Below are 26,459 nucleotides of genomic sequence, written 5' to 3'. Positions count from 1 at the left end.
ACAGCTTGTGCTAAATTTCCATCAGATTATCCACCCCCCTGCAACACGCTTTTACGAAACCCTCAGGACAAGCGGCATGAGCCAAACCAAGCAATCAGCCAACACGGCGGACTTACCCATCTGGAACCTGACGCCCCGCCAGCTCAGCGACACGGAGCTGCTGCTGAACGGTGCGTTTACCCCCTTGCGGGGTTTCCTTACCCAACAGGATTACGTCAGTGTAGTGGACGGCATGCGGCTCACCTCCGGAGAGCTATGGCCGATGCCGGTGACGCTGGATGTTTCCCGCCAGTTCGCGCAGACACTGACACACGGCCAACAGATCGTGCTACGCGACCCTGAGTTTGTCGTTATCGCCCTCATGACAGTCACCGACATCTGGCAGCCGGACAAATTACATGAAGCATGGCAGGTTTACGGCACGACCGACCCGTATCATCCGGGCGTGGATCACCTGTTGCACCGCAGCGGCGAGTATTACCTGGGCGGTAAACTGGAACTGGTAGAACTGCCACAACATTACGACTTCCTCCACCGGCGGCATACCCCGGCAGAACTGAAAGCGCATTTCCACCAACTGGGCTGGCGGCGCATACTCGCCTGTCATACCCACCGTCCCATACACTGTCTGCAACAGGCGCAAACAACCTGGCGGGCGCGGGAGCTGGAAGCCAACCTGTTGCTGCACCCAACCACTGGCGGCCTCCAGAACCATTGCTTCGACCACTTTACCCAGATGCGCTGCCATGAACACACACTTTCCACCTATCCCGAGCAAACCACCGCCCTCAGCCTGATCAATCTGGCAATGCGTATGGCCGGGCCGCGCGAAGCCCTGTGGCATGCCCTGATCCGCAAGAACTACGGCTGCACACATTTCATGGTCGAACGCCATCACGCCAGCCCCATGGACACCAATGGGCAACCCGGCTTTTATACACCGGAAGCTGCCTTGCGGCTTTGCAGTGAATATGCCGCCGAAATGGGGATAGAAATTGTGGAAGCACCAGCCCTGACCTACGTGTCGGAACGTGCAGAATATGTCCCGGCCCGCCAGACGAACACCGGCGAAACTACGGCGAATATGGACGAAGCGGCGTTACTGCGCCGCCTGCGCAACGGTCAGCCGGTTCCGGCATGGTTTACCCTGCCCGCCATTCTGCAAGAAATCCGCAAAGCCTGCCCGCCACGTCATCAGCAGGGTTTCACGGTATTTTTCACCGGCTTGTCCGGCTCCGGCAAATCCACCGTCGCCAACGCGCTGCGCATCAAGCTACTGGAAATGGGCGGTCGTCCGGTCACCCTGCTGGACGGTGATGTGGTGCGCAAGAACCTGTCCAGCGAGCTGACGTTCTCCAAGGAACACCGCGACCTCAATATCCGCCGGATCGGTTTCGTCGCCAGTGAAATCACCAAAAACGGCGGCATCGCCATCTGTGCACCGATTGCGCCTTACACCCGTATTCGTCGCGAAGTGCGCGAAATGATCGAGGCGGTGGGCGGCTTTGTCGAGGTGTATGTTTCCACCCCGCTGGAAGAATGCGAGCGCCGCGACCGCAAGGGGCTGTACGCCAAGGCGCGCGCCGGGCTGCTCAAACAGTTCACCGGCATTGATGACCCGTATGAAGTGCCGGAAAACCCTGAGCTGCGGTTAGACACCACAGAAATTTCAGCGGATGAGTGCGCCCACCAATTGCTGCTGAAACTGGAAAAACTAGGCTACATTGAGGAATAACCTTGCAAGAATCCCACTTATCGGCGTTCAGTACGCTTAGTGGCGAAGGTATTGTTGGGAGGAACCCTACTTAGGGGATTTCCCTGAAAGATTCCCCCGCAATGGCTACACTTGTCTTATCGACAAGCGGAGTCCCTATCCCCATGCCCCCCGAACCCCAAACAGCTAACCCGATCCTGAGTGAATCCCAGATAGCCGACCTGAAACTGGCGGCCTCGAAAATGTCTGGCAGCACCCGCCGTGCGTTCCAGGCGGACATGAGCCGGAAATATTGTGCAGGCAACGCCCGCCAGACTGAAAGGTGTTTTGGCTGGGGTCGGGAGGGGGTGCAGTTGGGTTTGGAGGAACAGCGCAACGGCATGGTTTGCGTGGGTGCGCAGGCGGCGTATTGTGGCCAGAAGCGCTGGGAGGAAACCCAGCCGGAAGCGGCAGCCGCCTTGCTGGCGCTGGCGGAAGCACATAGCCAGCAAGACCCGACATTCCGCAGCAGCATCGCCTACACCCGCCTGACGGCGGCGGAAGCCATCCGGCAGTTACAGGCCATGGGTTTCAGCGGTGGACAAGTGCCCGCCCCCAGCACCATGGCGCGGATACTCAACCGGAATGGCTACCGCCTGCGCAAGGTGGAGAAAGCCAAGCCGCAAAAAAAATTCCAGAAACCGACGCCATCTTCGCCAATATCCAGGCCAACGATGGGCAGTTTGCCGATGGGGCGGTCAAACGCCTGAGCATGGACTGCAAGGCGACCGTCAACATCGGTGACTACTCACGGGGCGGGAAAACACGGGGTGACAATAAAGCCGCTGACCATGAGATGGGCTGCAAAGAGAAATACATCCCTTTTGGCGTACTGGATGAGGACAGTGGGCAGGTTTACCTGACCTTCGGCAGTTCCAGCAAAACCAGTGACTTCATCGTGGATTCCCTGTGCCGGGTATGGGAACAGATGCCTTCTGCTGACAAGGACGCCTGCCAGTGCATCCAGATCAAAGCGGACAATGGCCCGGAAAGCAGCGGGATCAGGACGCAATTCCTCAAGCGCATGGTGGAATTCGCCAACCATACCGGTAAGACAGTCCACCTGCTGTACTACCCGCCTTACCACAGCAAGTACAACCCGATTGAACGCTGCTGGGGGATTCTGGAACAACACTGGAACGGCACCCAGCTCAAGGATGCCGAAACCCTGCTGGAATGGGCAAAAACCATGACCTGGAAAGGCATCAACCCCATGGTCGAATTCAGTCGCAAGGTTTATGAGAAGGGTGTGACCCTCAGCAAAAAAGCTATGGAGGCTGTTGAGGCGAGGCTGGAAAGAAATGCTGCTTTACCAAAATGGGACATTCTGATTCGCCCTGTTTTTGGGTAATGTCTTTGAGGTAAATCACCTTAAATCACCGTACCACCCCGGGTAGTGGGGTCATATATCAGGTCAGCATGAACGACTGTATCCAGTTGACCCAGCAGGCGATTGGCCTCAGCCCATAACGGGTTCGCCCGCAAACGTTCATGAGAAGTGAAATGGCGACTGTAAAGACGTGCCAGGTGGGTTTGGCTTGCGGGAGAGCAGTAATCCACCAACGCATCCACCACATCCAACGCAGCCGGGCGGTTGTTGCAGACCAGCAGCAAATCAGTACCGGCGGCCAATGCCGCTCTGGAGCGTTCCACAAAACCACCGGCAGCCTCTTCCGCCGCCGTCATATCCAGCGCATCACTGATAATGGTTCCCTGAAATCCCATTTTCCGCCGCAAAATGTCCTGCAACCAGCGGGACGAAAAACCGGCGGGTTGTGCGTCTATCGCCGGATAAACCACCAATGCAGGCATGACCGCCTCCAAACCCTGATCAATCAGATAGCGGTAAGGTAACAAATCCTGTTCCCACAGTTCCTCGAAACTGCGTTCATCATGTGGCAGGGTCAGGTGGGAATCCGCCTCCACCGCGCCGTGACCGGGGAAATGCTTGCCGACCGAGGCCATTCCGGCCAGCCTTGCACCCTGCATCCAGGCGGCGGCCAGTTGCGCCACCGCCGCACTTTCCTGCGCAAAAGCGCGGTCACCAATGGCGCGGCATAACCCTCGATCCACATCCAGTACCGGCGCGAAACTGAAATCCACCCCGACCGCCTGCAACTCGGAAGCCATCAACCAGCCCGCCATGCGTGCTGCCCGCCGACCTGCATCCGGCGATGCATGATAGAGCTGACCGAAAGCAGCAGCCGGGGGCAGACGCCGGAAACCTTCCCGGAAACGCTGCACGCGCCCGCCCTCCTGATCCACCGCAACCAGCAGTTGTGGGTCGCGCAGCGCACGAATGGCGACTGTCAGTTCCGCCAGTTGCTGCGGATTGGCATAATTGCGTGCAAACAGGATCACGCCGCCGACGGCGGGATGTTGCAACAATTCGCGATCTTCGCTGCTTAACTCAGTACCAGCAACATCCAGCATAACCGGGCCAAGGGACATAGACTGCTCCAGCAAGACTAAAAAAGCCGAATTTTACCACAGCCACAAGCCCCCTACCGGACTAATACCTGGTGCTTCCGCCTTGTAGGCATGTGTTCTGGTTGATGATCATTTCGGAGACAACACGAATCCCCCACTGCGGCTGGTCAGCCTCAACCAGAAGCAAATTCACGATCTCCAGCGCGCCGATGACTGGGACGCCATTGCCCATATTTACATCGCGGCAGCCCCTGAACAAGATGAGATGCAGTGAAGCGATAGTTCAATACATTTTGCATTAGCGCTGGCTAGCAGACTGAAAGCATGGCATGGGTAAGCTGTAGCAGATCTTCCTCGGGCATCAGATAGGCGGGCATAATATAAACCAGCTTCCCGAACGGGCGTATCCAGACCCCGACATCAACAAAGCTTTTTTGTAGGGCGGCAACCTCAACCGGTTCGCGCATTTCAATAACGCCAATAGCCCCCAGAACCCGTACATCGGCTACTTTGTCACTGTCGATAGCCGGTAATAATTGCTCGCGTAAAATGTGCTCGATGTTGTGCACCTGCTGTTGCCAGGGGGATTCCAGCAGTAATGCAATACTGGCACAGGCGACGGCGCAGGCCAGCGGGTTGGCCATGAACGTCGGCCCATGCATCAGTACCGGAGCTTCACCTTGTGAAATCCCCATGGCCACTTTCCGGGAGGCAAGGGTGGCCGCCAATGTCATGTAACCACCGGTTAAGGCTTTGCCTACACACATGATATCCGGGCTGATACCGGCGTGTTCGGCGGCAAACAGCTTGCCGGTTCGCCCGAAGCCGGTAGCGATTTCGTCAAAGATCAAGAGCAGATCGTATTCATCGCACAAAGCGCGTAACCGGTTCAGGTATTGCGGTGAATGAAAACGCATTCCCCCGGCTCCCTGCACAATGGGTTCCAGGATAATGGCTGCGATCTCATCCTGATGTTGCTCTAGCAAATGACGGACTGCCTGTATGTCGTCAGCGTTTAACGGTTCATCGAAACGTGTTTGCGGCGCAGGCGCAAAGATTTGTTGTGGCAGGATGTGCTGAAAAATATGGTGCATACCGTTAACCGGGTCGCAGACACTCATGCAGGCGAAGGGGTCGCCATGGTAGCCACCCCGAATGGTCAGTAATTTTTGCCGTTGCGGCTGGCCTTGGGAGTACCAATATTGCACCGCCATTTTGATGGCGACTTCCACACTGATGGAGCCGGAGTCTGCCAAAAAAACATGCTGAAGCGGTTCGGGGGTTATATCGACCAGGTATTTACCTAATGTCGCCGCAGGTTCATGAGTAATGCCGCCAAACATCACATGGCTCATGCGTTCACTTTGTGCCTGCAATGCCTGGTTGAGACGCGGGTGATTATAGCCGTGGATGGCACACCACCAGGATGCCATGCCATCAATCAATTCCCGCCCGTCGGCCAGTTTCAGGCGTACCCCATGCGCTGACACAACCGGATAACAGGGCAACGGCTCGTGCATGGAAGTATAAGGATGCCACAGGTGATCACGGTCAAATTGCAGCCATTCGGCGGTGGAAGCAAAGAGCGGGGAAAAGGGTGTTGGCATGACAGTATTCCGTTTGCAGATCGGGCGGAGTATTGTCGCGTGCCATGCCGGATACGTCCATGGTCACCTGAATGGCATGATGGATATATGCTATCCTGAGGGCATAAAAACCCAGGATTTTCAGCATGATTCGATTTCCCTACGGTATCAGTAATTTTCAGCGCATCCGTGAAGCTGGTTTTCTTTATCTTGACCGCACCCGGCACATTGCCACGCTGGAGGAGGCAGGAGAACAGCTGGTATTCCTGCGCCCGCGCCGCTTTGGTAAATCCCTGTGGCTCTCTACCCTGGCGAACTACTACGACATCAAAACCGCTGATCAGTTTGACGTACTGTTTGGTGGACTGGAAGCCGGGCGCACGCCGACGCCGGAGCGCAACAGCTACCTGATCCTGCGCTGGGATTTTTCCAAGGTATCGGCACAAGGCAAGATCGAACAAATCAAAAGCAGTTTATTCAAACACCTGAACGAAACAATCAAGGCATTTAACCGTGACTACGCCAACTTTCTCCAAAGCAGCGTCGATATTGATGAGGATGCGCTGGCGTCTTTTCAATCAGCGTGTAATATCGTCGGCAGCAGCGGGCAGAGGATTTACCTGCTGATTGACGAATACGACAACTTCGCCAACGAAGTGCTGGTGCGCGACCCGCACAATAGCCGCCGCTATCAGGATCTGCTGGAAGGTGAAGGCATTCTCAAATCGCTATTCAAGATCATCAAGGGCAGCGCCGCCGAAGGCAAGATCGGGCGGGTATTCATTACCGGTGTATCGCCGCTGGTATTGGCAGATATGACCAGTGGTTACAACGTTGCCACCGACATTTCCCAGCAAGCACGTTTCAACAGCCTGTGTGGTATTACCCAGGCGGAACTGGACGGCCTGGTTACGAATGTTTTGCAGCATTGCGGGCATGAAGAAAACCAGCGGGAAGGCCTGCTACAAACCCTGAAACAGTTTTACAACGGCTATCGCTTCTGCGAACAGATGGAAAAACCGCTGCTGTATAACCCGATCCTGTGCTTCCACTTCCTGCGCCACTATCAGGACGAATGCACTGCCCCGCGCCAGATGCTCGACGGCAACCTGATGATGGACGCCGCCCGTATCCGTTACCTCGCTGGCCAACCCAGCGGCAAAGGCGTGGTGGAGCGTATCCTCGACGAAGAAAACACCATCACGCTGGATGTGCTGGAAAGCCGTTTCGGGGTGGAAAAGCTGGCCGACCTGCAACAGGATGAGCGTTACCTGCTGTCACTGCTGTATTACTTCGGGGTGCTGACCATTGTCGATACCGACATGCTGGGCAAGCTGACGCTGGGCATTCCCAACCTGGTAACCCGCGCCTTGTACGTGGAGGAATTGCGCCAGCGCATCCTGCCTGCGCCCAAAGACCGGATTGCCGTCGCCAACATGGCGGAAGCCTTCTACCAGTCAGCCGAGTTGCAACCGCTGGCGGATTACCTGGAGCAGAGCTACTTCTCCGCCTTCAACAACCGCGACTATGCTTGGAGTAACGAACTCACTATCAAAACCGCGTTCCTGACCCTGCTGTTCAATGACATCTATTACGTGGTGGATTCGGAAACCGCACTGCAACGCCGCTATGCCGATCTGGTGCTGATGATCCGCCCGAGTATGCGCCGCTACCCGACCCTGAAAGATATTGTGCTGGAGTTCAAATACCTGTCGCTGAAAACACTGGGGCTGAGCGGCGAACAGGTACGCGGGCAATCCCGCGAAAGTCTGACGCAACTGCCCGCCGTCAAGGCCGCGCTGCATGAAGCCTTGCAACAGTTACAGCATTATCGCGATGTACTGGCGGAGAAATACCGGGAACCGGAGCGCTTGCATTGCCTTGCCGTGGTGGCGCTGGGCTTTGATCGGGTGGTGTGGCAGGGGCTGTAAGGCAAGCTTTCACGAGACCAACAGCTCCGCCTGTCGGCATGACGGATGGTCGACAGACGGTGAGCAATAATGATCGTGGTGCGCCCTTGCGAAAAACCGGCGATAGAACGTTGGATGGCGGCTTCGGTTTCATTATCGACAGCGGAAGTCGCCTCATCCAGAATCATGACGGGCGCTTTCTTCAGGATGGCACGGGTGATCGACAGGCGCTGGCGCTGCCCACCGGACAGGTTCTGCCCACGCTCACTGACCGGGCTGTCAAAACCGTCCGGCAGCTTGTCGATGAACTCCAGTGCTTCCGCCATCCGCGCCGCTTCCACCACGTCTGCATACGTGCTGTCAGGGTTGCCGTAGCGGATGTTTTCATAAATGGTGCCGGGAAACAGGTAAACCTCCTGGCTGACCAAGCTGATGGCCTGGCGCAGGCCGGACAGTTCCAGTTCCCGCAAATTACGGTAAGCAACCGGTTGAATAAAATGTTAAGAAATGTTGCACATCCAACTCATCCAGACAGTATCGTGCTAAATTTCAGCATACTCACTTATCAAAGAATAGCATCATGGAAGCGAAGCACCACAGGAGTCAATCATGCCATTTCCCCTGATCATCATCGGCGGAGGACTTGTCGCGGCAGGCATGGTTTCCTGGTTGCATCGGCAGCAGGAAGAACAACAAACTCAACCTGTTATCACGCAACAACCGAGTCCAGTCAAATCACTGGTTGAACAGCACCAGCACGACATGCAGGCGCGCGCACAAGAAGCTGACAAGGAACTTAAAGTATCTCTAGTGGCGATGAGTGCCACGGGTATAGCCAATGTCATCTACCCTCCCCTGCTGCTGTTTTCCGTGCCCCTGACCGTATACGGCTCCATGCCCATTTTCCGCGACGCCTGGCAATACTGGCGGGAAAAGCGTCGCATGCATTCCAGCGTGATTGATGCCGTGGCGATTACCGGCACTGTTGCCACCGGCTACTACTTTGCAGCCGCTGTCATCAACGGTATGTATTTCCTGGGTCAGAAGGTTCTGCTAAAAACGGAAGACCATTCCAGTCAGAAACTGCTGAAACTGTTCAGCGACACGCCACGCAGTGTGTGGTTGTGGCGCGATGGCGCGGAAGTGGAAACGCCGTTTGAAGACGTGCAAACCGGGCAGTTAGTGGTAATCCACGCTGGCGAAAGCATTCCTTTCGACGGTGAAATTGTGCAAGGCACAGCGACCGTCGACCAGCACATGCTGACCGGCGAATCCCGCCCGCAGGAAAAAACTGTCGGCGACTCGGTATTCGCCAGCACCTTACTGACCGCAGGTAAATTACACATCCGCGTCGACAAGGCGGGCAAGGACACCGTGGCCGCCCAGATTAGTGAAGTCCTGCAAAACACACTGGATTTCAAATCCACCGTGGAGGCGCGTGGCACCCGCATAGCCAATCAAATGACTCTGCCCACCCTTGCGTTAACAGGTATTGCACTGGGTAAACTAGGGCCAGTCGGAGCCAGCACAGTCGCCAACTGCAACTTCTCCGACATTATCCGTATCACCATCCCTCTGGGCGTATTGAACCACCTCAAACTGGCAGCGGAACAGGGCATTCTGGTCAAGGACGGGCGCGCATTGGAACTGCTGGGCGAAGTTGACACTGTGGTGTTCGACAAGACCGGCACACTCACGCACGAAGAACCCGAAGTCGGGCAAATTCATACCTGCAACGGTTTCAGCACGGAACAAGTGCTGTCGCTGGCGGCTACTGCCGAACACCGCCAGACCCACCCGGTGGCGCGCGCCATCCTACAAGCCGCTTCCCAACGCGGCCTGCAAATCGGCGTCAGCGACCATACCCATTACGAACTGGGGCACGGCATTCGCGCGCAGATGCAGGGGCTGAGCATCCTGCTGGGCAGCCAACGTTTCATGCAAAAAGAGGACATCGCCCTCCCAGCAAACGCCGACTGGCATGAAAACGAGGCAGGCCACTCACTGGTTTATCTGGCGGTCGACGGGAAACTCGCGGGCGTGATCGAACTGCAACCGCAACTTCGCCCCGAAGTCCCCGCCATCGTCAGGAAATTGCGCAAACGCGGGCTGCAACTGTGCATCCTCTCCGGCGACCACGAGCAACCGACCCGGCAACTGGCGGAATCGCTCGGCATCCAGCACTATTTCGCTGAAACCCTGCCGGAAGACAAGGCGCGTCATATTGAAGAGCTGCAAGCGCAAGGCCGCAAAATCTGTTTCATCGGTGATGGTATTAACGATGCTGTGGCAATGAAAACAGCCCAGGTCGCTATCTCGCTGGCGGGAGCCACCACTGTCGCCACAGATACCGCCAGTATCGTACTGCTGGACAAAAGCCTGCAACAACTGGACAACCTGTTCACGCTAGCCAACGGCTTTGACCGCAACATGAAGTCCGGCCTGGCATGGTCGCTGTTGCCGGGCATTGCCGGAATCGGCGCGGTATTTGTGCTGCACATGCGGATTTACGGCGCAGTGGGTTTGTATTTGCTGAGTCTGGGGGCAGGAGCAGCCAATGCAACACACCCTTTATTACAACGCAAAAAATTCAGCCGTACACAAGAGTGAGGCATGCCGCTACCATGCTTAACTGCCCTTCGCATATCACCAGCACTCCGCCAGCCACATGAAAATAACGGTCATCATGCGTCACACAAATCAGGGTGACACCTTGCTCCCTGAATAATAGTAGCAGCTCTTAAAATGACGGCGGAATGCCTCATCCGGCAGATAAAAGCGGAAACCGGGCGGCCATCGTCAAGGTTTTCCACCTCATCCAGCAGGATCTCCGCCCCGGCAAACTGTTCCGCCAGCTCACCCGGCCTGAGCAGGAAATTCGGGTTGCGCGGGCGGCCTATTGCGGTGTTTTCACAGCCTTGCATAAAGGTTTGGTAGATGACGACGCCACCTGGCTGGAGGATGCGTTGCATCCAGGGGAATAAAGGGCGGTGCAGATAGCGGGCGACGCAAACCAGGCCGAATGTCGCGTCAGCATAGTCAGCGAATGGGTCTGTGCCGGTTTCCAGGTCACGGCATTCGGTCTGGATATTGACCTGCTGACTGGCGGCCAGTGCCTGGGCGCGTTGCAATGCACCATCCAGATAGTCGATGCCGGTCATCTCCCAGCCGTGCGCAGCCAGATACACCATGTCGCGGCCTGACCCACAACCGATGTCCAACCCCTTGCCGGGGAGGATGCCATGTGCAGGCGCAATAGCCCGTACAAAACGCTCGATCAGCGGCGCGGGCTGCCACAAACGGGCGGAATCCACACCGCTCTCCAACCTGTCCTGAGCCATCAGGCTGGCTGCCAGTTGCGGCGTCCATTCGGTTTGCTCCAATACCCGATAAGCTTTGCGGGCCAGGAATTCTCTGGCCATACGCAGGCTGTCAACATCCCCACACAAGGCGAGGGGCTGGGTAGTTTTAGGCAGCTCATGCATACGTTGCGGCATCTCAGTGGCGGGGATGGAAGCAGCACCCTCGATGTGGCCAAGCAGATAGGCCTCTAAAGGGCGGCAATCGATCAGGGGTAAAGGCATAGGACAGAATCCAGATTGGCATGACAGCCAGTATAAGCTTCGTTTCAGCCATTGACCAAAAATGTGCAAAAAGAGTGCAAAATATTTGCAGGTAACACCTTTACATTAGAGAATTCTAATATTACTATATAGACATATTCAAGATTTCACGAACAAACGCTAGGAGACAACATCATGAAATTGCAAGCTATCGTATTTTCTTCTTTGATCGCATTGACTAGTGCTGCTTCCGCTGAGTTTTTCGACGGCTTTGACAATGGCAGTGGCTACGGCAATGGTTACGGCAACGGTAATGGCTACACCAATATGTACGGCAATAGCTACGGCAACGGCGCGGGTGATGTCAATGGCTGGGGTCGTGGCAAAGGTGACGCAGATGGCGAAGTTGATTTCACCATCACCTTCAAAGGCAAAGGCCGCACCAATATGGATACCGACATGTCAGCCACTGGCCGTGGCGATGGCAACTGGTATGGCGCTGGTAACGGTTATGGCTACGGCAACGGTAACAGCAACCTGTATGGCTACAATAACTTCTACGGCCAAAATGGTTACCCTTACTACGGCTATGGCATGATGCCGCAGCAAGCCCCGATGCCAATGGCTGCACCTGCTGCCACGCCAACAGCGGCTCCTGCTGCACCGGTAGCAACTCCCGCCCAGTAATCCAATAAGCATCACAGCTAGTAAAAGGCGTCCAACCGGGCGCCTTTTTTCATCCCCCTATACTGATACAAACTGATACCAAACGATACCCAAACTACATTGATAGCGGCTGGCCTGTTACCTAAACTTACAACAGTATTAGCACAGGAGTTCCAGCATGACGCTCACGCAGCCCGTGAAACCCGGCTTTATCCGGGCTATTTTTCTCGCCTTGATCCTCACCCTGCTGACAGCCTGCGGCGGCGGGGGCAACAACCAGACAACCACTGTAGCAACAGCCAGCAGCTTTTCAGCCAGCCAGGCCGATACATCCATCAACCAGATACTGGCGCGTACTGTTGCCCAGGAAAATATTGTCAATTCTGTCATTCTGTTCGCCGCACCTGACCAGCATTACCAGTACCTGCAAGCCGGGGGAACTGCCAACCCCACCAGCAACGAGGCCATGACGCCTGCCCACCCGTTCCGCATCGCCAGCCTGTCGAAACCGTTTACCGCCACTGTCGTGCTGCAACTGGTGGAGGAAGGCTATTTCAGCCTGGATACGCCGTTGTCCGGCATCCTGGCCGACGCCGACATGCCCGCTGGTTATACGCTGGATGACCTGCACGTTTTACAGGGCAAAAAATCCGGCGGTTCCATTACCATACGGCAATTGCTCCAGCATACTTCGGGCATCCGCGATTTCATGATGGATGCCCCCACCGGCAACCCTGCCACAGCCAGTGGCGGCATTGTCGCCAGTACCGTACTGGATTCGCTCAACAGCAACCCGCAAGGGCTGGCAGCACGCCAGTGGGACAAACAGCAATTGCTTGCCTACTACCTGGATTCCGGCTATGGGCAAAACGCCCTGTTTGCGCCGGGCAGCCAGCATTACTACAGCGACAGCGGCTATTTGCTGCTGGGCATCGTGATCGAAAAAGCCACCGGCTTGTCACTGACCGCCAACCTGCGGGCGCGGATTTTTGACCGGCTCGGGTTGGCGCACACCTACCATGAAAACTTTGAAGCAGCCCGTGGCGGCGTGCTGGCGCATCACTTTTTCGACCTGAAGGCGTTTGGCAACCAGCAAAACATCGACGTGGCTGCCGCCAATATCAACACCTCAGCAAGCTGGGCAGGCGGGGCTATTGTCTCCAGCGCCGAAGACCTGCTGGTTTTCCTGCAAGCCCTGATGCACAACGAGTTGTTCCGCAACGCCAGCACCCTGGCGGACATGCAGCGCCTGACCAGCGCCAGCCCCAACTATGGGCTGGGTTTGATGGGGGGAACCATCAATGGCTACCAGGTCTGGGCACATACCGGCTTCTGGGGTACGCTGATGGCTTACAGCCCGCAAAAAAACGCCTGGCTGGTCATTGCTGTCAACCAGGTGATGGCGGATGTGGAGGCTGTTGGCATGGCTGTTTTCCAGGCTGCGCTGGATGCCAAACTATAGGTGTACTATGGGGAACCTCTAAAAAGCCGGAGTAGCGCAGCACTTAGCTTTACCCTTCCGGTATTTTGTTAAAAAATAATCAAGCCAACCCATTTTTGGGGTGTATCAAGCCTACTTTATGCCTATTTTCCCGCCTTCTTGCGGATTCTGGGGGGATTTCCCCTCAAATGGGCGCAACTCCGCTTTCTTTGAGCGAACAAAGCCGCCGCAGGTTGTAAACAGCCGCCTTGATGCTTAGGCCAAATTCTGCTCGCGCCAACCCAATGCTGCGGATCCGTTTTCCGCCCATCGCCAACATCGCCCCAAACACATGCTCGACCCGTGCACGTGGTTTGGCGATACGGGTATTGCGGCGTTTCTGGCATTCGGATGGCGGCTTGCCACGTTTGGCTTTGTGCTGGATGTGCAACCGCCAACCGTTTTGCTGGAGGCGTTGTTCTCGCGCCCTGTCCTCATACCCCTTGTCCGCCCACACGTCACGGCTGGTGTTAGCGGGATCAAGTACGTCTTCAAAGTGGTTGGTGTCGTGTTCTTTGGCGGTGCTGACGTGGCGTTTGCGGATCAGTTTATATTTCCGGTCGGCACTGATGCTGAGCTTGTAACCGTGGTGGCTTTTGCCATGCTTCTTTGTCCAACTGGCTTCGGTGTCTTTCTGGCGGCGTTGCGCGTCCGTCCACTCCGGTGGTGTTTCACCCTGTACCAGCTTTTCTTTCTCCGCTTTGCGGAAATGTTGCCGGGGAGCCTCCACCAGCGTGGCGTCAACGATTTGCCCGCCACGGGCAATGAACCCGTGTTGCTGCAACTGACGCTGCACGGCATCAAATAAGGCATCAGCACCTCCTGCCGCGCTGATCCGTTCACGGAAGACCCACAGGGTGTTGGCATCCGGGATGCTGCTGGAATGCCGCAGACCGCAGAAGCGCTGGAAGGACAGCCGGTCAAGCAGTTGGTATTCCAGCGCTTCGTCCGACAGGTTATACAGATGCTGCAGTACCAACACCCGCACCATCAGTTCGGTCGGGTAGGGCGGACGGCCTCCCTGTTTTCGGTTGGGGCGCGGGGCAATCCGGTCGATTTCAGCAGCCAGATCGGAAAATTTGACGTGTTTTTCCAGCGTGGACAACAGGTCCCCCTTACGGTCGAGTTTCTGTTCCCGCTCTTCAGCGGCAAATAGACTGGTTTTGATGGCGCTTTTCTTACTCATCGTGATCGGGGCTGTTTGTCGGTCAAGTGGCTATTTTCGCATAGTCGGCGCGGGAACGGGGGTTTTTAGAGGTTCCCTATGCTCAACCCCGCTTGATGACATCGGTGATTTGCCGGGCTGCCCGCAAACCAGACAGGTAGGCTCCGTGTACGCTGCTGAAATGCTTGCGTTCGGTGGCCTCACCGGCAAAAAACACCGCATTCCCCAGACTTTCGGCCAGATGGTCGCGCATGGCGGGCGTTGAACCCACAGGGTTGAAGGAATATGCGCCCCGCGCAAACGGGTCGGTATTCCAGCGGGTGAGTTGGTAACCTACCGGCGCGGGGATATCGTTTCCGAACATTTTCCGTAGGGTTTGCATGGCGTCAGCCACGATTTGCTGATCTGACCACGCCTCAATACGCTTGCCACGTTCAGCCGCATTGAACCCCAGCAATACTGGCCAACCTGTCACCCTTGTCAGACTGACCCATTCTGTCCATGCGCCCGGCTCGGCAGCAATGTATTCCAGCCAATCCTGATCATCCGGCCAGAATGCTTCAGGGAAGCGCAGGTAGCATTTGTTCAGCGTCCCCATCCCCAGCATATCAATGGCGGTTTGTTTACGGGCGGGCAAAGCGGGTGAAAACGTAATTTGCCCCGCTTTCAACACACCCAGTGGCAAGGTGATTACCGCATGATCTGCCTGAAACTCACCCCGGTCAGTATGTATGTTCACTTGCCAATCTGGCCATTCGACTTTTTGCACAACCTGCTGTAGCCGTATATCCAGCCCCTTCGCCAGATGTTTGACAATGGCCTGAAAACCATCGCGGAACAGGGCGTCATCCCCTTTGAATGCCTCGGCTGCATCGTACCAATGCGCCGACAGCTCATGCACACTGCCCGCATATTCCTGCTCCAGCGTGCTGTTGAGGATGAAACTGACCTGTTGCCGTTCAGCCTCGGTCAGCTTGTCCCAACCCAGTGCTTTTTCAACAACCCGTTGTATGGATTGGTCTTGCCCACTCGCCTGGGCTGCCGCCAGCGCATTGTCCACACGCCTCTGCCAACGCTCCAACAGCTTATGTTCGGCACTGCCCAACAACTTGCCAGCGGTATTCCAGGTAAGCGTGTTGTCATAACGGGTGACAAGGCGTGCTGCCCCAATCTGATCGGCCAGGGTGGTGAGGGGATTGCCTTTTGCACCATGAATCCAGGTTGCCCCCAAATCCAGCGGCATCTGTTGCCAGCGATTGCTGGTCCACAAACGTCCGCCCACCCGATCCCGCGCTTCGATAACGGTAACGGCATGGCCTTGCTGATACAGTGTTTGCGCGGCAGCCAGCCCCGCCATGCCTGCCCCGACCACCAGAATACGTTTGGCAGAGGCGGCTGGTAGGGGCGTAACCGCACAACCAACCAGCAGGCTGCTTATTGTTTGTAAAAACTTTCTTCGGCTCATGTCATTACGTTTCCATGTCCTTGCATCTGGAAATCAAGCTGCTCTGACAATACCCATCATGGACAAACTCTGGCGGGTGTTAGGGCATTACCTCTGTGTTTGCGGATAAGCGTATGGAATAATACCCGATTTTGCCGCTCACCCAAGGAAAAACCATGTCCCACATGCAGTTCGACCTGCTTACCACTGACGGAGCCGCCCGCCGTGGCCGCCTGACCTTCCCGCGCGGCACGGTGGAAACGCCCGCCTTCATGCCGGTGGGAACATACGGCACGGTCAAGGCGATGACACCGGAAGAACTGCAAGGCATTGGTGCGGAAATCATCCTCGGCAACACCTTCCACCTGATGCTGCGCCCCGGCACGGAGATCGTGCAACTGCACGGCGACCTGCACGGTTTCATGCACTGGGAAAAACCGATCCTCACCGACTCTGGCGGCTTCCAGGTATTTTCGCTGGCGGACATGCGCAAGATTTCCGAGGAAGGCGTGCGCTTCCAGTCGCCAGTCAATGGCGCGAAAGTGCTGATGACACCGGAATCTTCCATGCAGGTGCAACGTGAACTCGGCTCCGACATCGTGATGATTTTCGACGAATGCACGCCCTACCCGGCCACCGAGACGGAAGCCCGCCACTCGATGGAGCTGAGCCTGCGCTGGGCAAAACGCAGCAAAGATGCGCACGAAGGCAACCCTTCCGCCCTGTTCGGCATTGTGCAAGGCGGCATGTATGAGGAACTGCGTAAGGTTTCCGCCCACGGCCTGCTCGACATCGGTTTCGACGGCTACGCCATTGGCGGCCTGTCAGTCGGTGAACCCAAGGACGAACGCGACAAAGTGCTGGAAACCACCGTGCCCGAGCTGCCCAACGACCGCCCCCGCTACCTGATGGGCGTCGGCAAACCGGAAGACATTGTGGAAGCGGTCAAGCGCGGCGTCGACATGTTCGACTGCGTGATCCCCACCCGCAATGCGCGTAACGGTTTCCTGTTCACCCGCTACGGCACGCTGAAAATCCGCAACAGCCAGTATCAGCACGACACCCGCCCGATTGACGAGCAGTGCGGCTGCTACACCTGCCAGCACTATTCCCGCGCCTATTTGCGTCATCTGGACAAATGCGGGGAAATCCTCGGCGCACGCCTCAACACCATCCACAACCTGTATTACTACCAGGAACTGATGCGCAGCATCCGTGAAGCGATTGCAGAGGCTCGCTTTGAAACGTTTGTCAGCGAATTCTATGCGCTACGTCAGTCGGATGCCGTGTAAACCCTGTTGCTGCACTTTGCGCCCTGCCAGCTTGACAGCGTAATGCAACGCCTCTTCCAGCAACTGCCCGGTCGCCAGCGCGTGGATCAATCCGGCGTTGAATACATCCCCTGCCCCGACCGTATCAACGACTTTTTCAACCTGTAACGCAGGGGCATGGAACATTACCCCTAACTGGTCGACCGCCCACGCCCCGGCCTCGCCCCAGGTGCAGGTCATCCACACCTTGCCGTGTTTTTTCTGCCGGTCGCGCAGGAAACTTTCCGCGTCATGGAAGCCCTTCGCCTGCGCGTAAGCGCGCGGGAACATCACCAGATCAACTTGCGGGATCAGGTCTTCCAGCCCGTCACGGACTTTTTCGATTTCCAGCGACACCGGTTGGTCGAACACGTTTTCGCGGGTATAGGCCAACATTTTTACCAGTTCACCCACGTTACGCCCCTCAAAGTGCAACCAATCGTAGTGCGAAACCGGGATACGGCAAAAGTCTTCGGCGGATAGTTCCGGCAAGTCACGGTAATGGACGATGGTGCGGCTGCCATTTTGCTGGTTGAGCGTAATGTAAGAAACCGGGGCAACACCCGGCTGCCGCACGACGTGTTCCAGCCCTACGGATTTTCCGGCCAGTTCAGAGAAAATGTGATCACCATCACCGCCTTGTGCAATTAACCCACAAAAATCACACCGATGTAAATGTGCAGCCAGCACTGCCGCGCTATTGGCTGCATTGCCTCCGCTGCTAACCCATTGATCCATAGCGCGCATTTCCTCGTCTTCGTGTGGGTAATGATCAACCGTATTGGTAATGTCGAGCGTAGCGTTGCCGGTGAGCAGAATAAAACTCATAAAAATTTTCTCATCCAGATGCAGTATTTTACTGCTTTCAATGGTCGTAAATGATGGGCTGAATCATAACGTGATAGGGGATTTTATAATGTACAAATTATTGGGGTTCATTTTTTTCCTGTTGTTGCCACTGCAACAGGCAAATGCCGAACAGATGATGATGCGGATTGTGGGGGGGAACCCGGTGGGTCAGAATGCCTGGCCTTCAGTAGTGGCCATCAAGACGACCGCCACCGGTGAAGTCCTGTGTGGCGGCAACCTGATCCACCCGTTGTGGGTGCTGACCGCCGCGCACTGTGTGCGTGGTGAGGCTGAAGGGCTTTACTACGAATACGGCGTCAATGACATGATCATTTTTTCTGGCGCAACAGGTCTGGATTCGCCCAACGGCAGGCACATGCGCGTGCAGCGTATTGTTACCCACCCCAACTACAGCACCACGAGCGGTGCCAATGACATTGCCTTGCTCATGCTGGAAGCACCACTGGAAGGCGCAACCATGCCGGTGTACGCGGATAACCCGCCGCCGGGCACTGCCGCCACCGTGGTTGGCTGGGGCGCGCTCGTCGCCAAGGCGGCCAACGGTTACCCCGGCAATTACCCGCGCCAGATGCAGCAAGTCACCATTCCGATCGTACCCAATGAAGTGTGTAACCTGCCTGCATCCTACAACGGCAGGATCCAGTCCGGCATGTTGTGCGCCGGTCTTCCCCAAGGTGGCAGGGATGCCTGTGTCGGCGATAGCGGTGGCCCATTAATGGTGCAACAAAACGGCGTTTACCGTCAGGTTGGTGTTGTCAGCCAAGGCGAAGGCTGCGCGATTCCGGGCAAATACGGCATTTATACCCGTGTGGCCAGCTATGCCAACTGGATACAGCAGTATGCGCCGCCGCCTTATGCCGGTTCGCCAGTTGCCCAGCCCGATAATCCGCGTGCCAGCTATCCGGGTGGTGCCGGCGCGCTCGATCCGGTGGGGGTTGCCGGGCTGTTTGCGCCACTGTTGCTGACAGCGTTCAGGAAAAGCAAGCCATCCGGTAAATAAGCCTTGCCAGCGATACCAGACCTATAGTATAGGGTCTGGCTATGCACAACATCTTCACCTATGGCTCCCTGATGTTCGACCGCGTATGGGCGCGGGTCGTCAGGGGTCATTACACCTCCCTGCACGCCACCCTGCACGGTTACCAACGGCTGGCGGTCAGAAACGAGGAATACCCTGTCGCCATTCCAGCCAACCAGCACGCCAGCATCAACGGCGTGCTGTACTTCGGCGTCAGCACTGCCGACATTGCGCGCCTGGATAATTTCGAGGGCGAATACTACCTGCGCCTCCCCACCCCTGTCGTCACCGCTGAAGGCCACACCCGGCTGGCCGAAACCTACATCCTCAAGCCCAGTTACCGCCACATTGCCGAAGCCTTCGACTGGGATGTGGAACACTTCCGCACGACAGGCATTGAGCATTTCATTGCCCGCTATCAAGGCTTTCACTAAACCGTAATTTTCATAGGCAAAATATCATGCTGGCTACCAGTGTTCTATAGTTAGATCATTACTGTACAATACCGGTACATGCCTAATGAAGCCACAAATTGTTAAAACCATGCCTGATGAAACCGCCCTCTTCCCGATTGGCACTGTCTCGGAACAAACCGGCGTAAACACCGTGACCCTGCGTGCCTGGGAACGCCGCTACGGCCTGCTCAAACCGCGCCGCACCCCCAAAGGCCACCGCCTTTACAGCCCGCAGGATGTGGAACGGGTCAAGCAGGTACTCATTCTGCTGGAACAAGGCATTCCGGTCAGCCGGGTGCGCGACGTGCTCGACAGCAACAGGCCGCGCCCCATGCTGCTGCAACCGACCAAGGATGCGCAAACCGACGACCCGTGGCAACATTACCGCGCCCTGTTCCAGCGCTGGATCCGCAAGCTCGACGCGCGTTCACTGGAACATGCCTTCAACGAAGCCGTTTCCCTCTATTCGCTGGAACTGGTTGCCAAAAAGCTCCTACAACCGCTCTACCGGCAATTGCGGGAACAACAGGAAGTGTTGCCCTCCACGTCAGCGGACTGCGCTTTCCTGCACGAATTCCTGTGTGCCAAACTGGGTTCGCGCTACCTACAACACAATAGCCGTGCCAACGGCAAGCGCCTGCTGGTCGTAAACCTGTCTGGCAGTGACGGGCAGCTCGAAACCCTGCTGCTGGCCAATGTGCTCAGTAACCACGGCTACCAGGTCAGCTTGCTGGGTACGCAAGGCACGCTCGATCACCTGCTGCTGATCCTGGAACGCACAAGGTTTGACGCCCTGGTATTGCCCAATAGCACCCGCATCCCCCCCGCCCTGCCCATGCTGGCGGAAATCAGCCACATAACCGTGTTCCTGTCCGGCTACCAGGATGATTTGACGCCTGAACCAGCGGACAACCTACCCATTTATTGGTTGTCAGAAGAACTGGGCGAAATCTGCGCTGCTATCGACGAAGAACTGGAGAAAACGGGCAAGGACGCATGAGTACCGCCATCGTCTGGCTACGGCAGGATTTACGCCTTGCCGACAACCCTGCGCTGTATCACGCTTGTAAAACCTGTGCAAACGTTATCCTTATCTTTATCGACGACCCTTTGCCTGGCAGCGTTAGTCGTCTGGGCGCAGCCAGTCAGGTCTGGCTACATCACAGCCTGCAAGCGCTGGACGCCAGTTTGCAGGCAGCAGGCAACCGCCTAACCTTACGCCAAGGTTCCGCCCTGCCCGTCCTGCAAGCCCTGCTGGCGGAAACCGGCGCAACCCATGTGTACTGGAACCGCGTTTACGACCCAGCCAGCCTCGCCCGCGACAAGCAGATCAAGGAAATCCTGAAGCAGTCATGCACCGTCCACAGTTTCAACGCCAGCCTGCTGAATGAACCGTGGGAAGTGCTGAAGGCTGATGGCACACCCTACAAGGTCTTTACCCCGTTCTGGAAAGCCATGCTGAAACATGGCATCCAGCACCTGCCCTTGCCAGCACCGGAACAGATTCCTGCCCCTACCAGTTTCCCGCGTAGCCTGGCGCTGAATGAGCTGGGCTTGTTGCCCCGCACCCACTGGGATACCGGCATGATGGCGCACTGGCCTGCAGGTGAAACGGCAGCGATGCAGAAACTGCTCGACTTCCTGCCGCTAGGTGGCGCGGATTACAAGAATGCCCGTAACTTCCCCGCCCAGCACGGCACAGCACAGCTTTCCCCGCACCTGCATTTTGGTGAAATCAGCCCCAGGCAAGCGGTTTACCACACGGAAGCTTTTCTGGCCGAACACCCTGCCGCCGAAAGCGGTTTGCGCCATTTCATCCAGGAAATCGGCTGGCGGGAATTTGCCTGGTATCTGCTCTACCACTTCCCGCATACCGTGGATCAGGCGCTGGACGAGCGTTTCAAGCATTTCCCGTGGGCGGAAGATTATGTGGAAAATCTGGAACACTGGCGACGTGGGCAAACCGGCTACCCGATCATTGACGCGGGAATGCGCGAACTGTGGCAAACCGGCTGGATGCACAACCGGGTGCGCATGATCGTAGCGTCCTTACTGACCAAGAACCTGCTGATTCCGTGGCAGGAAGGGGAAAACTGGTTCCGCGATACGCTGGTGGATGCCGACCTGGCCAGCAACGTGCTGGGCTGGCAGTGGACAGCGGGCTGCGGGGCGGACGCAGCACCCTATTTCCGCATTTTCAACCCGATCCTGCAAAGCCAGAAGTTCGACCCGGAGGGCGAATACATCCGCCGCTGGGTTCCGGAATTACGCGCGCGCGACAACAAGCAGATACATCTGCCGCGTGAACTGGGCGATGGTTTGACGGATTACCCCTTGCCTATCGTCGATTTCAAAGCCAGCCGCGAACGGGCGCTGGCCATGTTCGAGCAGATCAAGGGGCCGTTTGCCCGTTCAACCGTTCAGTAATACCAGTTGCGGGGTCGCGTCGGCAGCCATCCACAGGATAGCGTTTTGTGCGTACTGATGCCCCAGCGATTTGGCATCTTCCAGATCCAGCCCCGGTACCAGAAAACTTTCCTCGCCCTGCCATTCACCCGCCGGATCCAGCCCGATGGCGGGGATGGTGGTGTAGCCTGCTTCCTGCAACTGCCCAGCCAGTTGGCGTTGGGCGCGGGCGTTTTCAGCATCGCCTACCGGCCAGCTATACGGGTTGCAGGCAGTGATGAAAGCCGCGCACTGGCTGCCGGTTTCGCGTAACAGCGCGGACAGTTCTGCGGACGGGTTGTCAGTCCGCAGTGTAAACACACCTTGCGGATGCCGTACCTGATAATGGGTGGCGTGATAAGCCGCCAGCAGTTCGGTGGATAGCATAGGATTCCTCGTTCGTTGTTACTCGTTTATTGTTTCTTCACTCGCCCAGAATCACGCCGCCGAATAATGATGGGTTGCGCCAGGATTCATCCTGCTGCGCTTTCCAGGTAAGTTTGCCGTCGCGGTCACCGCCATCATCATCATCGTCCACGTGGACGTCCAGCCCCAGACGGTGGCCGGGGCGTGGATTGACGCGCAAAGCACTCCACGGCAGGGTCACTTCCAGCACATAGCCATTACCGGTACGGCTGACATTGTGGTTCATCTGTACGCTGCCGACCGGAGGTGAGTTTTTGCCCAATGCCACCTTGCCGTCTTTCAGGCTGAAAATGAAGTGGAAGTCGTTGCGCTGGTCGTACTGCGCGTTCCGCGAGCCATCCGCATCCAGATAGACTTCTACCGCATCATCTTCCCACGGTACGCTGGAATCGCTGATCTCGGGCCGGTCATCTTCCACGCCCACGCGCAGGTAGAGGTTTTGCTGATCCCAGCTGGCCTGCCACATGGCCGCCAGATCATGGGTGCCATCAATCTTGCCGTTGACGACTGAACGCAACTGATAGGAAGCAGCCCCCTGGAACACATCATGGCGGTCACGCACCTGGCGGATGGAAGCATTTCCACCCATCACATACTGCTCGTTGGGCGAATTTTGCATGGAAACCAGGATACGCTCGGTTGGCGCGGCGGAAGCCACCTGTTCCGGCGGGATATTGCCCATCGGGAAGGGCGGTGGTTCACCGTGGATCGGTTCATACATCGGCGCAGTGGCGTCCAGTGGCTCGGACTGGGTTTTCATTGCCTCCAGCGACAATACCGGCTTGGAATGGCGCACCAGTACATTGCCGGAGCAACCATCCCACCAACACTGGTTGGCGCGCGCAAACCCGATCATCGCCTGATACTTGGGCGCTTGCGCATCGGGCTGGGTGATGTATTCCTTGATACCGAAACTGCCGTATTTGCGGTAGATACGTGGTGAAGTGTACTGGACGAACAACTTGCCGCCCGCCTGTTTCCAACCTTCCAGCAGGCGCTTGTAAATCACGCCCATCTGCGGATGACGGTTGGCCTGATAAAACAGGTTGTTGGGGTGCTGGTTGTCGGATTTGGTGTTCCAGTCCACCAGATGCTGGCCACCTTCATAGGCGATCAGGTCGACGCCGAAACTCTTGGCCGTATCCGCTTGCTTGCCGATGGATTTGATTTCATTGGGCAGGGAATGCGGGTATTTCGGGTCGGTCATGACCTGGAAAATCTGGCTCACGCTACGCGCCTTGCGCAGGGCGTCAGTGTCACCATACACATACGGTGCGACTGCATAAGCGTCGGTATAACGGTAAGCCCCTTCAAACGACAGGATGGTTTTGGTCATCTGGGTACTGCCGACCAGACCGGACATGACCCGCACCAGACGGTCATTACCCCGGTATGCCTGTTCCCAGATGCCGAAAACTTCTACCGATCGCTTGGAATAATATTTCCACGCCGCCTGATTTGCATCCGTATCCAGCCGCAACTGCTGCCCCTTCTGTTTGACGTAGGCGTGCTGGGTGAAAATGCCGTTCCAGGCTTCGTTGGTGTATTCCACGTACACCTTCAACGTTGGGTCGAGATTGACCTTCACATACTCGGCAAAGCGGCGGATGAAGTCGTTGCTAGCCGCATGTGGCATGGAAAACCACGGGTCAGCGTGCAGGCGGTTAGCCAGTTCCACCATGACTTCCATCGGCGCGCCACGGATGCCTTCCGCCCCACCCCAGGTTTGCTGGTCGATGCTGGCACGGTCTTCCCACGCATACACCGGGTTGCGGGTGATGCCGCTCATGTTCATGAAGCGGATGACGCGGAAATCCTTCATGTAGGTCAGGTAATCCGGGTTGAAAATGATTTTGCCGGAATGCTGCTCAAACGCCAGATAGTCGCCACGGCATTGCCCCGCGCTGGCGACACGCTGGAACGGGTTGCCGGAACAAATCCCGCCCGGTGGCAGGATACGGATATTGCGCAAATGGTTGCCTGGATTGGTCGCCTTGATGAACAGGGTGGCATTGAGTTCATTATCCTTGCCCGGATCGAGCATGATGGTGTCACGCCCTGGCATATGCTCCATCAGGGTGGCATCATTGCCATAATCCAGCTTGCCTTCACCATCGTACAGCACGATATACGGGCCGCGCGGAATAGTACCGGCGGGCAACTTGCTGACGAAACGGGTTCCGGCTTGCCCACCCTCTGAAATACGGGTTGGCCAGCCAAAACGGTCATACTGGATATTGCCCTTGTTCAACTGCCGCGCCTCACGGAATGGCAGGGACATTTTCATCAGGTCGATGAACGGCGCGCTGGCGTCATCGTCCATGATCTCGTTGGTATTGGTGCCCAAAGCAGAAGTGGTATTGTAAAACGCCCCGGCGGATTGCGTTGCCGTCAGCCCCAGCAGCAACATACAAGCCAAAACAAGGCGGCTTCCCCAAAAATGGTGAACTTTTGTCATGATTGATTAGACCCTAGTTTGTGTTATCCGGCGGTTACCCATCCTCGCGAATTTGCCGCCGCTTTCCCCATTGTCGTTTTTTAGAAGCGGGCTACTTTTATTAAGTTCCCCTGATTAACCCCATCGCGTGAAAGTTTGCAGTTTGCGGTGTATCCACCCGCAATTTTCGCTATTATTCCATCCTTTTGCTGACAAGCGACTGAACCGGGTCTTAATACCATGCAGAAACTGATTATCGAAGGCGGCGTTGCCCTGGATGGGGATGTAGAAATCTCCGGGGCGAAAAACGCAGTCCTGCCCCTGTTGGCCGCTACCCTGCTGGCCGAAACCCCTATGACCATCCGTAACGTGCCACGCCTGAAAGACGTCAGCACGCTGGCGGCGGTTATCGCTGGCATGGGCGTCAAGGTTGAGGTGGACGAACACAACAATGTCCATACCGACACCTCCACCATCAAGCATTTCTGCGCGCCATATGATCTGGTGCGTACCATGCGCGCCTCCATCCTGGTGCTGGGGCCAATGGTCGCCCGCTACGGTGAAGCGGAAGTTTCCCTGCCCGGCGGCTGCGCCATCGGCACGCGCCCGGTCAACATCCACCTCTCCGGCCTGGAAGCCATGGGTGCGAAAATCGTGGTGGAAGAAGGCTACATCCGCGCCAAGGCCAACCGCCTCAAAGGCACACGCATCAACATGGACATCGTGACCGTCACCGGCACGGAAAACCTGCTGATGGCGGCAGTATTGGCGGAAGGCACCACCGTATTGGAAAATGCAGCGCGTGAACCGGAAGTCGTCGACTTGGCCAACTGCCTGATTGCCATGGGCGCGAACATCAAGGGCGCAGGCACCGACAAAATCACGGTCGAAGGCGTCACCAGCCTCCAGGGCGTGGATTACAGCGTGCTGCCTGACCGTATCGAAACCGGTACTTTCCTTGCCGCCGCTGCTATTACCGGTGGCCGAGTGCGGACATTGAAAGCCGCGCCTGATACACTCGATGCTGTACTGCACAAATTTACCGACGCAGGCGCGTTGGTCAGCAGTGGCGATGACTGGATTGAAGTCGACATGCGCGACCGCATATTGAAGGCTGTGGACATCCGCACCGACCCGTATCCGGCATTCCCGACCGACATGCAGGCGCAGTTCATGGCAATGAATGCGTTTTCCAAAGGCATCGGCGTGATCGTCGAAACCATTTTCGAGAACCGCATGATGCACGTCGCCGAGCTGATGCGTCTGGGGGCGAATATCCGTTTGGAAGGCAATACCGCTATCGTCGCCGGTATGCCTAACCTGAAAGGCGCGCCGGTGATGGCAACTGACCTGCGGGCTTCCGCTTCGCTGATCCTCGCAGGATTGGCGGCGCAAGGTAAAACCACGGTTGACCGTATCTACCACACCGACCGTGGCTACGAGAAAATTGAGGAAAAACTTTCCCGTCTGGGCGCAAAAATCCAGCGGGTGAATAGCTGAT

Annotated in this window: 20 protein-coding genes and 1 pseudogene; 12 read left to right on the top strand and 9 right to left on the bottom strand. The window is 56.7% G+C overall.

What is annotated here, in order from left to right; translation table 11 throughout:
* The first annotated feature begins 7 nt into the window (after window positions 1-7).
* Window positions 8-1,735 carry a bifunctional sulfate adenylyltransferase/adenylylsulfate kinase gene (locus THINI_RS22150; RefSeq protein ID WP_281054683.1) on the top strand — a complete coding sequence of 576 codons (1,728 nt, stop codon included), beginning with the start codon at window positions 8-10 and terminating at the stop codon, window positions 1,733-1,735.
* A 101-nt stretch (window positions 1,736-1,836) separates the two neighbouring features.
* Window positions 1,837-3,104: pseudogene (locus tag THINI_RS27440) on the top strand (ISAzo13 family transposase).
* Window positions 3,105-3,124: 20 nt separating this feature from the next.
* Here the strand turns inward: THINI_RS27440 and nagZ are convergent.
* Window positions 3,125-4,204, bottom strand: a complete 1,080-nt coding sequence (gene nagZ, locus THINI_RS22135; protein WP_002710718.1) for a beta-N-acetylhexosaminidase — start codon at window positions 4,202-4,204, stop codon at window positions 3,125-3,127.
* A gap of 287 nt (window positions 4,205-4,491) precedes the next feature.
* Window positions 4,492-5,790: an adenosylmethionine--8-amino-7-oxononanoate transaminase gene (gene bioA, locus THINI_RS22130; RefSeq protein ID WP_002710717.1), complete on the bottom strand. Its 1,299-nt coding sequence runs from the start codon at window positions 5,788-5,790 to the stop codon at window positions 4,492-4,494.
* 125 nt (window positions 5,791-5,915) lie between these two features.
* Between bioA and THINI_RS22125 the strand changes: the two genes are divergently transcribed.
* Entirely contained in the window at window positions 5,916-7,700 is a 1,785-nt protein-coding gene (locus THINI_RS22125; RefSeq protein ID WP_002710716.1) for an AAA family ATPase, read from the top strand.
* On the opposite strand, the gene THINI_RS22120 is transcribed toward THINI_RS22125, so the two are convergent.
* Complete coding sequence (locus tag THINI_RS22120; protein WP_040839709.1) at window positions 7,598-8,149, bottom strand: ATP-binding cassette domain-containing protein; 552 nt, start codon at window positions 8,147-8,149, stop codon at window positions 7,598-7,600. The two genes, THINI_RS22125 and THINI_RS22120, sit on opposite strands and share 103 nt — an antisense overlap.
* A gap of 139 nt (window positions 8,150-8,288) precedes the next feature.
* Here THINI_RS22120 and THINI_RS22115 point away from each other — a divergent pair, with 139 nt between their 5' ends.
* Entirely contained in the window at window positions 8,289-10,289 is a 2,001-nt protein-coding gene (locus tag THINI_RS22115; RefSeq protein WP_002710715.1) for a heavy metal translocating P-type ATPase, read from the top strand.
* Between the two features lie 74 nt (window positions 10,290-10,363).
* Here THINI_RS22115 and THINI_RS22110 read toward each other — a convergent pair whose 3' ends face one another.
* On the bottom strand, window positions 10,364-11,263 hold the full coding sequence (locus THINI_RS22110; protein ID WP_002710714.1) for a methyltransferase domain-containing protein: 900 nt from the start codon (window positions 11,261-11,263) through the stop codon (window positions 10,364-10,366).
* Window positions 11,264-11,437: 174 nt separating this feature from the next.
* Here THINI_RS22110 and THINI_RS22105 point away from each other — a divergent pair, with 174 nt between their 5' ends.
* Window positions 11,438-11,929 (top strand): hypothetical protein, encoded by a 492-nt coding sequence (locus THINI_RS22105; protein WP_002710713.1) that lies wholly within the window; start codon window positions 11,438-11,440, stop codon window positions 11,927-11,929.
* 157 nt (window positions 11,930-12,086) lie between these two features.
* Window positions 12,087-13,370: a serine hydrolase domain-containing protein gene (locus THINI_RS22100; protein ID WP_002710712.1), complete on the top strand. Its 1,284-nt coding sequence runs from the start codon at window positions 12,087-12,089 to the stop codon at window positions 13,368-13,370.
* Window positions 13,371-13,533: 163 nt separating this feature from the next.
* Here the strand turns inward: THINI_RS22100 and THINI_RS22095 are convergent, their stop codons facing one another.
* Both THINI_RS22095 and THINI_RS22090 read right to left on the bottom strand, forming a co-directional pair.
* Window positions 13,534-14,574 (bottom strand): IS5 family transposase, encoded by a 1,041-nt coding sequence (locus THINI_RS22095; protein WP_002710256.1) that lies wholly within the window; start codon window positions 14,572-14,574, stop codon window positions 13,534-13,536.
* Window positions 14,575-14,656: 82 nt separating this feature from the next.
* A complete protein-coding gene (locus tag THINI_RS22090; protein WP_002710711.1) occupies window positions 14,657-16,018 on the bottom strand; it encodes a flavin monoamine oxidase family protein in 1,362 nt (453 codons plus the stop codon).
* Between the two features lie 164 nt (window positions 16,019-16,182).
* Here THINI_RS22090 and tgt point away from each other — a divergent pair, with 164 nt between their 5' ends.
* Complete coding sequence (gene tgt / locus THINI_RS22085; protein WP_040841293.1) at window positions 16,183-17,289, top strand: tRNA guanosine(34) transglycosylase Tgt; 1,107 nt, start codon at window positions 16,183-16,185, stop codon at window positions 17,287-17,289.
* On the opposite strand, the gene THINI_RS22080 is transcribed toward tgt, so the two are convergent.
* Entirely contained in the window at window positions 17,266-18,135 is an 870-nt protein-coding gene (locus THINI_RS22080) for a PfkB family carbohydrate kinase (protein ID WP_002710709.1), read from the bottom strand. The two genes, tgt and THINI_RS22080, sit on opposite strands and share 24 nt — an antisense overlap.
* A gap of 88 nt (window positions 18,136-18,223) precedes the next feature.
* Here THINI_RS22080 and THINI_RS22075 point away from each other — a divergent pair, with 88 nt between their 5' ends.
* The 4 genes from THINI_RS22075 (at window position 18,224) to THINI_RS22060 (ending at window position 22,077) form a co-directional block, all read left to right on the top strand.
* The gene (locus THINI_RS22075) at window positions 18,224-19,177 is read left to right on the top strand and encodes a serine protease (protein WP_050988102.1); all 954 of its coding nucleotides are present in this window, start codon (window positions 18,224-18,226) and stop codon (window positions 19,175-19,177) included.
* 41 nt (window positions 19,178-19,218) lie between these two features.
* A complete protein-coding gene (locus THINI_RS22070) occupies window positions 19,219-19,629 on the top strand; it encodes a gamma-glutamylcyclotransferase family protein (RefSeq protein ID WP_002710707.1) in 411 nt (136 codons plus the stop codon).
* A gap of 85 nt (window positions 19,630-19,714) precedes the next feature.
* On the top strand, window positions 19,715-20,650 hold the full coding sequence (locus tag THINI_RS22065) for a MerR family transcriptional regulator (RefSeq protein ID WP_002710706.1): 936 nt from the start codon (window positions 19,715-19,717) through the stop codon (window positions 20,648-20,650).
* Window positions 20,647-22,077: a cryptochrome/photolyase family protein gene (locus tag THINI_RS22060; protein ID WP_002710705.1), complete on the top strand. Its 1,431-nt coding sequence runs from the start codon at window positions 20,647-20,649 to the stop codon at window positions 22,075-22,077. Before THINI_RS22065 ends, THINI_RS22060 begins: the two co-directional genes overlap by 4 nt.
* Here THINI_RS22060 and THINI_RS22055 read toward each other — a convergent pair.
* Together THINI_RS22055 and THINI_RS22050 are read right to left on the bottom strand one after the other, a co-directional pair.
* Complete coding sequence (locus THINI_RS22055; RefSeq protein ID WP_002710704.1) at window positions 22,063-22,482, bottom strand: DUF3293 domain-containing protein; 420 nt, start codon at window positions 22,480-22,482, stop codon at window positions 22,063-22,065. The genes THINI_RS22060 and THINI_RS22055 overlap by 15 nt on opposite strands.
* Window positions 22,483-22,519: 37 nt before the next feature.
* On the bottom strand, window positions 22,520-24,979 hold the full coding sequence (locus THINI_RS22050) for a sugar-binding protein (RefSeq protein ID WP_002710703.1): 2,460 nt from the start codon (window positions 24,977-24,979) through the stop codon (window positions 22,520-22,522).
* Between the two features lie 219 nt (window positions 24,980-25,198).
* Here THINI_RS22050 and murA point away from each other — a divergent pair, with 219 nt between their 5' ends.
* Window positions 25,199-26,458, top strand: a complete 1,260-nt coding sequence (gene murA, locus THINI_RS22045; RefSeq protein ID WP_002710702.1) for a UDP-N-acetylglucosamine 1-carboxyvinyltransferase — start codon at window positions 25,199-25,201, stop codon at window positions 26,456-26,458.
* Window position 26,459: the final 1 nt, after the last annotated feature.

Origin of the sequence: Thiothrix nivea DSM 5205 (assembly GCF_000260135.1) — a bacterium.
Lineage (GTDB): Bacteria > Pseudomonadota > Gammaproteobacteria > Thiotrichales > Thiotrichaceae > Thiothrix > Thiothrix nivea.
This window is presented reverse-complemented; position numbering and strand designations above follow the sequence as displayed.